The sequence below is a fragment of the Nonomuraea zeae genome (assembly GCF_005889725.1).
GTDB lineage: Bacteria > Actinomycetota > Actinomycetes > Streptosporangiales > Streptosporangiaceae > Nonomuraea > Nonomuraea zeae.
This window is the reverse complement of record NZ_VCKX01000101.1, coordinates 26,924-38,607: the sequence shown is the minus strand read 5'-3', so window position 1 is coordinate 38,607 and position 11,684 is coordinate 26,924. Positions and strand designations below refer to the sequence as shown.

At 68.3% G+C, this 11,684-nt stretch carries 7 protein-coding genes; 2 read left to right on the top strand and 5 right to left on the bottom strand.

Annotation, left to right across the window (positions count from 1 at the left end):
* Positions 1-25 precede the first annotated feature (25 nt).
* The 3 genes from ETD85_RS29280 to ETD85_RS29270 all read right to left on the bottom strand — a co-directional run bounded on the left by ETD85_RS29280 (position 26) and on the right by ETD85_RS29270 (position 5,235).
* Entirely contained in the window at positions 26-1,357 is a 1,332-nt protein-coding gene (locus tag ETD85_RS29280; RefSeq protein WP_138693016.1) for a maltokinase N-terminal cap-like domain-containing protein, read from the bottom strand.
* Between the two features lie 3 nt (positions 1,358-1,360).
* Positions 1,361-3,061: a maltose alpha-D-glucosyltransferase gene (gene treS / locus ETD85_RS29275; protein WP_138693015.1), complete on the bottom strand. Its 1,701-nt coding sequence runs from the start codon at positions 3,059-3,061 to the stop codon at positions 1,361-1,363.
* A gap of 71 nt (positions 3,062-3,132) precedes the next feature.
* Positions 3,133-5,235, bottom strand: a complete 2,103-nt coding sequence (locus tag ETD85_RS29270) for an alpha-1,4-glucan--maltose-1-phosphate maltosyltransferase (protein ID WP_138693014.1) — start codon at positions 5,233-5,235, stop codon at positions 3,133-3,135.
* 291 nt (positions 5,236-5,526) lie between these two features.
* Between ETD85_RS29270 and glgP the strand changes: the two genes are divergently transcribed.
* On the top strand, positions 5,527-8,106 hold the full coding sequence (gene glgP / locus ETD85_RS29265; protein WP_138693013.1) for an alpha-glucan family phosphorylase: 2,580 nt from the start codon (positions 5,527-5,529) through the stop codon (positions 8,104-8,106).
* A 20-nt stretch (positions 8,107-8,126) separates the two neighbouring features.
* Entirely contained in the window at positions 8,127-9,023 is an 897-nt protein-coding gene (locus tag ETD85_RS29260) for a MurR/RpiR family transcriptional regulator (RefSeq protein WP_138693012.1), read from the top strand.
* Here ETD85_RS29260 and ETD85_RS66935 read toward each other — a convergent pair.
* Entirely contained in the window at positions 8,986-10,899 is a 1,914-nt protein-coding gene (locus ETD85_RS66935; RefSeq protein WP_138693011.1) for an N-acetylmuramoyl-L-alanine amidase, read from the bottom strand. The genes ETD85_RS29260 and ETD85_RS66935 overlap by 38 nt on opposite strands.
* A gap of 119 nt (positions 10,900-11,018) precedes the next feature.
* Positions 11,019-11,555, bottom strand: coding sequence for a copper chaperone PCu(A)C (locus tag ETD85_RS29250; RefSeq protein WP_138693010.1), 537 nt, complete (start codon positions 11,553-11,555; stop codon positions 11,019-11,021).
* Between the last annotated feature and the right edge of the window lie 129 nt (positions 11,556-11,684).

Below are 11,684 nucleotides of genomic sequence, written 5' to 3'. Positions count from 1 at the left end.
ATCCGAGGGGTATAAGAGACAGGGGTCAGATGCCGCGAGGGCGGAAGGCGGCCAGGGGGATCGCCATCCAGGAGGGCCGGTTGCGGGCCTCGTAAACCACCTCGTACACCGCCTTGGACAGCTCGAAGGCCCGCAGCAGCGCCGCGTCCGCCCGGGTGATCACCCCGCCGCCCTCCACGTACCCGTCGAGGAACGCGGTCCGGTTGCGGTCGGCCCACTCCTGGGCGCGCGGCTCCAGGTCGGCCGCCTGGGATTGGTCGGCCAGCAGGTGCCGGGCCGCGTAGTCGAACGAGCGCAGCATCCCCGCCACGTCCCGCAGCGGCGACGACATCGCACGCCGCTCGGCCAGCGGCTGGCCCGGCTCGCCCTCGAAGTCCAGCACCACCCAGTCCGTCGGCGTGCGCATGACCTGGCCCAGGTGGTAATCGCCGTGAACCCGTTGCACAGGGACCTCGTTGGTGAGCAACTCCACCTCGTGGTAGGCCGCCTCGATCGCGCTCACATACGCCCGCAGCTCGGGCACCTCCGCCACGGCCCGCCCCAGCCGGCGCCTGAAGCCCTCGGCCATCCGCTTGACCTCGTGGACCTCGATGACGTCCGTGGGGAAGGCCTGGGCCAGCTCCTGGTGTACCCGGGCGGTGGCCGCCCCCAGCCGCAGCGACTCGGCCGCGAAGTCCCCGCCCGCCTCGGAGGCCGGCAGCTCGGGCAGTGACGCGTACAGGTCACGGACGCTGGCCAGGGCCAGGTCCCAGCCGTCGTTCGCGGTGGAGAGGAACTCCTGCATGATCGCGAGCGTCGTGTCGGTGCCGTCGAGATCTGTCTCGATCCACCCGTACGGCTGCGCGATGTGCGGCGCGTTCCGCGCGGCGAGCGCGGTGACGATCTCCAGCTCGGGGTTCACGCCGGGGATGAGCCGGCGGAAGAGCTTGCAGATGTACGCGTCGCCGAACACGAGGGAGGTGTTGGACTGTTCGGCCCCCAGCACCAGGCTGCGCGGGGTGGTGTCGATGGTGACGCCGGGCACGTGGCGCATCCGCAGCCCGCTGCGGGTCTCGTCGTGCGCCATGCCGTCCAGCAGCCAGCTCGTCCGGTCGGCGTCGTGCACGGCGTCGTAGAGATAGACGTCGCCGATCGTGCCGATCAGCGAGTGGGAGAGCCGGTCGGGGAGCGAGTCCCGCTCCCCGAGCAGGATCTGGTAGCGGTCTCGCGAGCCCTCTTGCCAGACGGCGACGATCAGGTGTCTCAGTCCGGACGTCAGTTCGACGTCCGAGTCGATCGACAGTTCGTCGATCGGGCGCCCCTTGCCGCCGAACCAACGTTGGCGGCCGATCCATGCGGCAAGGAGCTCACCAAGCACGTCCTACTCCTCCTGGGTGATGGCCGGCGGGAGTGTGAACCAGTAGAACCCATGCCCTGGAAGCGTCAAAAGATACGGAAGCTCGCCAATTGCCGGAAATGGTACGCCTCCCATGGTCTCCACGGGAGAAACGCCCACGAATCGCCGCAGGTCCAGCTCGACCGGCTGCGGGAAGCGTGACAGGTTGTTCACACAGAGCATCCGGTCGTCGCCCAGCTCCCGGACGAACGCCAGCACGCTGGGGTTGGAGGAGTTGAGCTCGGCGTACGTGCCCAGCCCGAAGACGGGGTGCCGCTTGCGGATCTCGATCATGCGCCTGGTCCAGTGCAGCAGCGATCCGGAGTTCTTCTGCTGGGCCTCGACGTTGATGCCGGCGTAGCCGTAGATCGGATCCATGATGACCGGCAGGTAGAGCCGGCCGGGGTCGCAGTCGGAGAACCCGGCGTTGCGGTCGGGGTCCCACTGCATGGGCGTACGCACGCCGTCGCGGTCGCCGAGCCAGATGTTGTCGCCCATGCCGATCTCGTCGCCGTAGTAGAGCACGGGGGAGCCCGGCAGTGACAGGAGCAGGGCGGTGAACAGCTCGATCTGGTTGCGGTCGTTCTCCAGCAGGGGCGCCAGGCGGCGGCGGATGCCGACATTTGCCCGCATGCGGGGATCTTTGGCGTACTCGGTGTACATGTAGTCGCGCTCTTCGTCCGTGACCATTTCGAGCGTCAGTTCATCGTGGTTACGAAGGAAGATCCCCCACTGGCAGTTTTCCGGAATTTTCGGCGTTTGTGCCAGAATTTCGGAAATGGGGTAGCGCGATTCCCGGCGGACGGCCATGAAGATTCGGGGCATAAGTGGGAAATGGAAGGCCATGTGGCATTCGTCCCCACCACCGACCGGATCGCCGAAATATTCCACCACGTCGGACGGCCACTGGTTCGCCTCGGCGAGCAGCACCCTGTCCGGGAACAGCCGGTCCACCTCGGACCGGATCCGCTTGAGGTATTGGTGCGTCCTCGGCAGGTTCTCGCAGTTCGTGCCCTCCTCCTCGAAGAGGTACGGCACGGCGTCCAGGCGGAACCCGTCGATGCCCAGGTCGAGCCAGAAGCGCAGCACTTCGAGCATCGCGTCCTGGACGGCCGGGTTCTCGTAGTTGAGGTCCGGCTGGTGGTGGAAGAAGCGGTGCCAGTAGTACTGGCCGCGTACCGGGTCGTAAGTCCAGTTGGACGTCTCGGTGTCGATGAAGATGATCCGGGCGTCCTGATATTTCTCATCGCTGGACGACCACACGTAGAAGTCCCCGAAAGGACCTTCGGGGTCGTGCCGCGACGCCTGGAACCAGGGATGGGCGTCACTGGTGTGGTTCATGACCAGGTCGGCGACGACACGCATGCCCCGCTTGTGAGCTTCGTCGACGAGCTTCACGAAGTCTCCCAGATCCCCGAACTCGGGCAGGATCTTCATGAAGTCGGCGATGTCGTAGCCGCCGTCGCGCAGGGGCGACTCGTAGAGCGGCAGCAGCCAGAGGCAGTCGACCCCGAGCCACTGCAGATAGTCGAGCTTGCTGATCAGGCCCCTGATGTCGCCGGTTCCGTCGCCGTTGGAGTCGGCGAAACCTCGGATCAGGACCTCGTAGAAGACCGCGCGCTTGTACCAATAGGGGTCGCGCGGCTTCCCCTCGTCGAAAGTATTGGGAATAGGTGTGGAGCTCATGAGCTTCCCCGCAAAGGGCTCATGAGGGAGGCGCTGTCACACACGTTGAAGACTCCCCGCTGAATTCAGTTCTACCGTGGCGCGGCTCGTACGGTGAGAATATGGGCAGGCTGGATATGGGGGTCGAGGCGAACATAGTTGCTCTGCCTCCAGCGGTACGACTCGCCGGACAGTTCGTCGTCGACGACGAACTCGGCGTTCCAGTCGAGACCGATGGCGGGCAGGTCCAGATCTACGGTCGCCTCGTGGGTGTGGTGTGGATCCAGATTGATAACCGCCAGAACGACGTCGCCCAGCCCGTGCCTTCGTGTGGCCGTGTCATAGGCGCCCGGGAGTCGTTTCGACAGGCAAACGATGTCCGGTTGGTCGACCCTGTGGAACCGTAGGTTACGCAACTCCTGCAGTGCGGGATGCGCTCTTCGGAACAAATTCAGATGGGTGATGAAAGGAGCCAGGCTCCTGCCCTCCCGTTCTGCTGTAACCCAATCGCGAGGTTTGTACTGATATTTTTCGCTATCCAGGTATTCCTCGCTACCCGGACGAACCGGTACGTTCTCCACAAGCTCGTATCCGGAGTACACGCCCCAGCTAGGCGAGGCCACCGCGGCCAGCACGGCCCTGATCTTGAAGGCGGGGACGCCGCCGTGCTGCAGGAACTCGTGCAGGATGTCCGGCGTGTTCACGAACAGGTTCGGCCGCAGGTAGGCGGACGTCTCGTGGGAGAGCTCGGTGAGATACGTCTCCACGTCGTGCTTGGAGTTCTTCCACGTGTAGTACGTGTACGACTGGTGGAAGCCGACCTTCGCCAGCATGCGCATCATCGCCGGCCGGGTGAACGCCTCCGACAGGAAGATCACGTCCGGGTCCGTCGTGTGGATGTCGGCCAGCATCCGCTCCCAGAAGGCCACGGGCTTGGTGTGCGGGTTGTCCACCCGGAAGATGCGTACGCCGTGGTCCATCCAGTGCCGCAGCACCCGCCTGACCTCGTTGTAGATCCCCTCGGGATCCCGGTCGAAGTTGATCGGGTAGATGTCCTGGTACTTCTTCGGCGGGTTCTCGGCGTAGGCGATCGTCCCGTCCGCCCTGATCGTGAACCACTCGGGGTGCTCCTTGACCCACGGGTGGTCGGGCGCGCACTGGAGGGCGAAGTCGAGCGCGATCTCCATGCCCAGCTCTCTGGTGCGGCCGACGAACTCGTCGAAGTCCTCCAGCGTGCCGAGATCGGGGTGCACGGCGTCATGGCCGCCGTCCTCCGACCCGATGGCCCAGGGCGAGCCCGGCTCGTCGGGCTCGGGGCTGAGCGTGTTGTTGCGCCCCTTGCGGTACGTGGCGCCGATCGGATGGATGGGCGGCAGGTAGACGACGTCGAAGCCCATCTTGGCGATGGCGGGGAGCCGCTTGGCAGCAGTCTGGAAATTTCCGGACTTGGAGATGCCGAGCTCGTTGACGATCGCGCCTTCCGACCGCGGGAAGAACTCGTACCACGAGCCGTACAGCGCCCTGCGCCGGTCCACCCTGATCTTGTGCGACTTGGACCGCGTCACCAGCTCGCGGAACGGATGCGCGTCCAGCAGCGCGGCCGTCTCGGGAAGCTGGGCGATCGACAGCCGCGCCCGGGGATCCAGCTCCTCGTCACGGAGCGTGGCGGCGATCGAGAGCAGCGCCGCCCGGTGGCCGCACGCGCTCTCGCCGTTCCCGTTCTGCGGCTTGTGCCCGTTCTGCTGCTTCGGAGTGCTCTTGTGCTGGCCGTTCTTGGGCGTGCCGTTCGGGCAGTCGGCCGTACGCACGGCCTTGGCGGCACGCTCGAACAGCCGGGCACCTTCCTCGCACATGAGGTCGGTGTCCATGCCGCGCGGGATCTTGATCTCCGCGTCGTGCAGCCACGTGCTGACGGGGTCGCTCCAGGCCTCCACGCGATAGAGCCAGTCGCCCTCGGTGGGCAGACAGACCTCCACCCCCCACCGGTCGGTGCCGGGGGCGAGCTCGCGCATGCGTCTCAGGCGGCCACGCTGCCCGTCGGGCGCGGTGAGCACCACGCCCGCGGCCACGGCGTCGTGGCCCTCTCTGAACACGGTCGCCGAGACCTCGAAGGTCTCACCTGCGACCGCCTTGGCGGGCCACTGCCCGCAGTCGACGACGGGGGAGATGTCCGTGATGGGAATTCGTCCGATCATCGCATTCAAGGGTTTGCGGCGGCGCACTCGGTGCCGCCGGAGGCTTTCCGTGTGGAGTCTCCGCTACCCGCGGCCGGACCGCTGGACGCGGCCTACCGTGGCAACAACGATCCTTGCATGTAAATTGTGGACAGCAGCGGATAGACCTCCCGAGTGTGTTCGCGGGAGTGCCAACAATGAGGAAAGTTGCCCCAATAGTCCCTCTTCATGCTTGTTCCCGGAAGGGGTTTGAACGGCCTTCATGGGGGTGAAGGACTCAGAGGTCCCTCCTAGCCCGTAGGGTGCAGAAACGTGAGAGCTATCCGCCGGTTTACCGTCCGCACCGTCCTGCCCGCGGAGCTGGCCGCCCTCGGCGAGCTCGTGCACAATCTCCGCTGGTCCTGGCACCCGGAGACGATGGACCTTTTCGCCGAGGTCGACCCAGACCTCTGGGAGCAGGTCGGGCACGATCCCGTGGCTCTGCTGGGCGCAGTCTCGACCGCCAGGCTGACCGAGCTGGCCGCCGACCGCCGCTTCCGCCGGCGTCTCGCCGACGCCGCCGACGACCTGCGCGAATACATGACATCCCCGCGCTGGTACCAGACGCTGCCCGACAGCGCCGCCGCCATCGCGTACTTCTCCCCCGAGTACGGCATCGCCGCCGCGCTGCCGCAGTATTCGGGCGGCCTCGGCATCCTCGCGGGTGACCACCTCAAGGCCGCCAGTGACCTGGGCGTGCCGATCCTCGCGGTCGGCCTGCTCTACCGCCACGGCTACTTCACGCAGTCGCTCTCGCCCGAGGGCTGGCAGCTGGAGCACTACCCGTCGCTCGACGCGGGCGGCCTGCCGCTGAGCCTGCTGAAGGACGAAGAGGGCCCGGTCAAGATCCGCATCGGCCTGCCCGGCGACCGCGTGCTGCACGCCCAGGTCTGGGTGGCGCAGGTGGGCCGGGTGCCGCTGCTGCTGCTCGACTCCGACGTGGCCGACAACGACACCGCCGCCAGGGACGTCACCGACCGCCTCTACGGCGGCGGCACCGATCACCGGCTCATGCAGGAGCTGCTGCTGGGCGTCGGCGGCGTACGCGCGATCAGGGCGTACTGCCGGATCACCGGGCACGCCGAGCCGGAGGTGTTCCACACCAACGAGGGCCACGCCGGTTTCCTCGGGCTCGAACGGATCCGCGAGCTGACCGAGGCGCGGCTGTCCTTCGACGAGGCGCTGGAGGCCGTCCGGGCCGGGACGGTGTTCACCACGCACACCCCCGTCCCCGCCGGCATCGACCGCTTCCCGAGAGACATGATCGAGCGGCACTTCGGCGGCGAGAACGCCTGGCCGACCGTGCCCGTCGATCGCATCCTGGCGCTGGGCGCGGAGTCCGACCCCGACCGGTTCAACATGGCGGTCATGGGCATGCGGCTGGCCCAGCGCGTCAACGGCGTGTCCCAGCTGCACGGCGAGGTCAGCCGGGACATGTTCAAAGATCTCTGGCCGGGATTTGACCTGGACGAGGTGCCGATCGGCTCGATCACCAACGGCGTGCACGCGCCGACCTGGGTCGGGCGCGAGTTCATGGAGCTGGCCGGGCGGGAGCTGCCCTCGCTGCTGGAGCGGGCCCGTGGCTGGGAGGGCATCCAGAAGATCTCCGACGCCGACATCTGGCAGATCAGGGGCAAGCTGCGCAAACGGCTGGTCGAGGGCGCCCGGGTGCGCCTGCGCCGCTCCTGGCGCGAGCGCGGAGCCTCCGACGCCGAGCTCGGCTGGATCGACGACGCGCTCGACCCCGACGTGCTGACCATCGGGTTCGCGCGGCGGGTCCCGTCGTACAAGCGGCTCACCCTGATGCTGCGCGACGCCAACCGGCTGACCGAGCTGCTGCTCGACCCGGACAAGCCCGTGCAGATCGTGATCGCCGGGAAGGCCCATCCGGCGGACGAGGGCGGCAAGAAGCTGATCCAGCAGATCGTCAAGTTCGCCGACCGGCAGAACGTCCGTCACCGCATCGTCTTCCTGCCCGACTACGACATGACGCTCGGGCAGCTCATGGTGCAGGGCTGCGACGTCTGGCTGAACAACCCGCTGCGCCCGCTGGAGGCGTCCGGCACCTCGGGGATGAAGTCCGCTCTGAACGGCGGCCTCAACCTGTCGATCCTCGACGGCTGGTGGGACGAGTGGTACGACGGCACCAACGGCTGGTCGATCCCGACCGCGGACGGGGTGACCGACCCCGACCGGCGGGACGAGCTGGAGGCCGCCGCCCTCTACGACCTGATCGAGCACGAGGTGTCCGACCGGTTCTACGACCGCCCGGTCGACGGGCTGCCGCGGCGCTGGATGGAGATGGTCAAGCACACGCTGGCCTCGCTGGGGCCGAAGGTGCTCGCCGGCCGGATGCTGCGCGACTATGTCGTGAGCCTCTACACCCCGGCCGCCGCCTCCGCCCGGTCGCTGTCGGCCGACTCCTACGCCCCGGCGAAGGCGTTCGCCGCCTGGCGGGTCCGGGTGAACCGGGCCTGGCCGGGGGTCAGGGTCGAGCACGTGGAGGCCGCGGGGGTGGGCGACACACCTGAGGTCGGGGCCGCCATCGAGCTGCACGCCACGATCGCGCTCGGGGACCTGGAGCCTGACGACGTGCTGGTCGAGGCGGCGTACGGGAAGGTCGGGCCGCACGACGAGCTGATGCATCCGGTGTACGCGAAGCTGTCCGTGGCGTCCCTGGGCGACGACGGGCGGGCGCACTACACGGGTAGCGTTCCGCTCGACCGTACGGGAGCTTTCGGCTACACCGTACGAGTTGTGCCAGACCACCCGCTCATCGTCACTCCCGGAGAATTGGGACTGATCGCAGTGCCAGAGGAACCCGCAGGCATGACGAACGGCACATTGCGTTAAAGGAGCGGCATAATCAGGACGTGGACGACAGCGGGAACGGCTTGCGGGCCGACACTCTGGTGGCCACGGTCCGCGGTGTGCTGCCGTCCCTGACGCCTGCCGCCCAGACCGTCGCCCGCCTCATCCTGGAGTCCCCTGCGACGGTGGCGAGGAGCACCATCACGGAGCTCTCCGCCGCCTCCGGGACCAGCGAGGCCACGATCGTGCGCACCGCCCGGCTGCTGGGGTTCGCCGGCTATCCGCAGCTCAGGCTGGCCCTGGCCGCGGCGGCGGCGCAGCCGGACCGGCTCGTGCCCGGCGACCTCGCGCCCGACGACCCGCTGTCGGAGGTCATCCAGAAGGTGGCGCGGGCCGAGTCGGAGGCGATCAACGACACCGTGGCCCAGCTCACCTCCGAGCGCCTCGGCCTGGTGGTGGACGCCATCGTCGGGGCCCGGCGGGTGGACGCGTACGGGGTCGGGGCCTCCGGGCTCGTGGCCGAGGACGTCGCCCAGAAGCTGCTGCGCATCGGGCTGTCCAGCCACGCCTTCCAGGACGCGCACCTGGCGCTGACCAGCGCCGTGCTGCTGAAGACGGGGGACGTGGCGATCGGCATCAGCACCTCGGGCGAGACGCCCGACGTGATCGAGCCGCTGACCAGGGCGGGGGAGGCGGGGGCGACGACCGTCGCGATCACCAACAACCCCCGCTCGTCCATCGCGGAGCTGGCCGAACACGTGCTGATCTCCGCCGGGCGCGAGACGGAGTTCCGTCCCGGCGCCCTGGCCAGCAGGATCAGCCAGCTCCTCGTCGTCGACTGCGTGTTCGTCGGCGTCGCCCAGCGCACGTTCGACTCCTCTCAGGAGGCGCTCGCGAGCACCAGGCGCGCCGTCAAGGAGTTCACCCGGAGAACGTCACCTGTACGTCGTCAGCCTTGACGTACATCACGCGGTGCCCGAACTGGATCTCCCAGTACTTCGTCTTGCCCCGCACCACCTTGTGGTCCTCCAGGTTGAAGGTGACCGCCCGGTAGTACTCGGCCGGCGCGGCGCCCGCGAGCGTGTACTTCTCCCCGGCCGAGAACGTGTACTGCAGCGGGGTCACCGCCTGGTACGGGATGCCCTCGGGGTAGGCCTCCTGCTCCGGGTACGCCCGGCCGTACACCGGGACCGTGGCCTTGCCCGGCTTCGGGGTCACGACCAGGCCCATGGACGGCACGGCGGTCGGCGCACTGGCCGGGTTGTGGAACCAGGCCTTCTGGCCGAGGTACCAGATGGCCGTCCAGTCGCCCTGGCGCTCCGCCACCGCGAAGCGCTGGCCGGTGCTGGCGCGGGCGCTGTGGTCGTACACGCTGTAGAGCGAGCCGCCGGTCGGGTGCTTGCCGATGTCCTTGATCAGCGGGGCGTCGGCACGCGGCTCGGTCCGCAGCCAGACCGTGTGGGCGGGCAGGGGCGGGCAGGCGGCTTCCGGGTTCTTGCGGTCGCAGCCGTAGAAGTACGGCTTATTCGTCGCGAAGTCCGGCTTTATCATGATCGATCCAGATCGAGGCCCGCCGAACTGGTGCAGCGGCGCGCCCATGAGCTGGAAGTAGTGCGCCCAGTCCCAGAACGGGCCCGGGTCCTCGTGCATGCCCCTGACCGTGGTCGGCAGGGTGCCGGGGACGTTGTCGTGGCCCAGGATGTGGGCGCGGTCGAGCGGCACGCCGTGCTTGAGCGCCAGGTAGCGGACCAGGCGGGCCGACGAGCGGTACATCGCCTCGGTGTACCAGGTGCTGCCCTCGGCCAGGAAGCCTTCGTGCTCGATGCCGATGGACTTGGCGTTGATGTACCAGTTGCCGGCCTGCCAGCCGACGTCCTTGGTCTTGATGTGCTGGGCGATGTGGCCGTCGGACGACCGGACGGAGTAGTGCCAGCTCGCGCCGTAGTTGGGGTCCTGGTTGAGGCGGATGGAGGGCAGGAAATATCCCTCCATGTCATGGATGATGATGTAGTCGACCTTCTGGCTGACCGGCCGGTTCGCCAGGTCGTAGTGGCCGTAGTCGTCAGGAGGCAGCTCCTGGTAGGCCGACGGGATCCACTCGCAGGAGATCGACGCCGGGCACTCCACGCCGTCGGGCCTCGTGTGGCGCAGGCCGAGCTTCTCCAGCCACTTCTCGATCTTCTCCAGCCCGGGGACGGCCGGCAGCTCGATCTTCTCGCCGTCGTCGGTCGTGCGCTGGGCGCCTTCCTTGATCGTCGCGAAGACCTCGTCGGCGAAGAACTTGGCCGCGTCCGCCTCCTCGGCGCCGGAGTACCTGGCGACGGCGCCGTACCACTCGCCCGGCTGGTCGCTCAGGGGCGCGCCGAGCGCCTTCTGGTAGTCGGCCAGGATCGCCGCGCCGCCGCGGATGTTGGCGGCGTCGTCCGTGCGCAGCTTCTCGTGGCTCTCGCCGGTGAGCGCGGCGGCCTTCTCCATGGTGCGCAGCGAGGCGGGCAGGTCGGTGGGCGCGGGCTGGGCGGTGGGCGCGGGCAGGGGACGGCCCTCGTCGCCACGCGCGTCCTCCTCGCCCTCGCTGTGGTGGTTGGCGGAGGTGTAGGCGGCGGCGTCGGTCAGGTGCATGGGCCCGAACCCGGCGTCGCTGGACGGCTGGCCGGCGTGGGCGTCCCACCGGGACTCCAGGTAGGAGACGCCGAGCAGCACGCTCTCGGGCACCTGGAACTCCTGCGCGGCGGCGGCGAACGCCTGTTGTCGATCGGCGGGCTCTTGGGCGTGGGCGGCGGTGAGGTTTCCTAAGGGCAGGACGGCGGCAATCGTGATCGCCAATAGTCTGCGCATGAACCGCTCCTCGGGACTGGGGGGCGCTAGGTGCAGTTCAGCGTCTCAACATTTTCCTTCGCAGGCGAGATCTTTGCGAAGACATTTTTCATCCCATAACACTTCGCCAGGTGCGAGGGTCACTCTCCATGGGCGGGCGGCGTCGCGGCGGGCTGCGTGCCGCCCGTGGGCGCGGGCGACAGCGGCTGCGCGGGCCCCGGGTTCAGGTTGGCGTAGGGGCCGGTCCGGGACTTGACCGGGACGTTGAGGCGTACCGGCGCCATGCCGCTGAAGGTGAAGGTCATCGGGACGCTGTCGCGCCGCACGCCGGTGACCGTGCCGATGGGCTTCTCGCCGGTGCCGACGGAACGGCCGGGCGGCAGCTCGACGGGGCCCGCGAGCTGTACGGTGCCGCCCCCGTCGACGGTGACGCGGTCGAGCCTGGCCGGCTTGCCGCTCTCGTTGATCAGGACCGCGTAGAGCGCCTGCTTGGGAGCGGGCGAGGCCGGGTCGGTGCCGCTCAGGAGGAAGACGTTGCGCAGGTGCAGCACCTTCTGGACGTCGGCGTTCGCCCCGTCGTTCTGCGGCTGTGATGCCGTGGGGTTGACGTCCGGCTTCGTGCACCCGGCGGCAACCGCTATGAAGCCGACGACCAGGGCGAAGATGATGAGGCGCATCGCCGGGCCTTCCTCTCGTCACGCTACGTTGCCTTCCCGCTACCCTCTAACGTCACCCCGAACCCGGCCCGCCCGAAAGCGCCGCCGGGCACGGCGTTCCCTGGCGGGGGATGGACCGCGGGCGGTGGT

Excerpts from the sequence above, each read along its gene's own strand:
- treS (WP_138693015.1), bottom strand. The coding sequence starts at position 3,061 with ATGAGCTCCACACCTATTCCCAATACTTTCGACGAGGGGAAGCCGCGC.
- ETD85_RS29270 (WP_138693014.1), bottom strand. The coding sequence starts at position 5,235 with ATGATCGGACGAATTCCCATCACGGACATCTCCCCCGTCGTCGACTGC.
- ETD85_RS66935 (WP_138693011.1), bottom strand. The coding sequence starts at position 10,899 with ATGCGCAGACTATTGGCGATCACGATTGCCGCCGTCCTGCCCTTAGGA.
- ETD85_RS29250 (WP_138693010.1), bottom strand. The coding sequence starts at position 11,555 with ATGCGCCTCATCATCTTCGCCCTGGTCGTCGGCTTCATAGCGGTTGCC.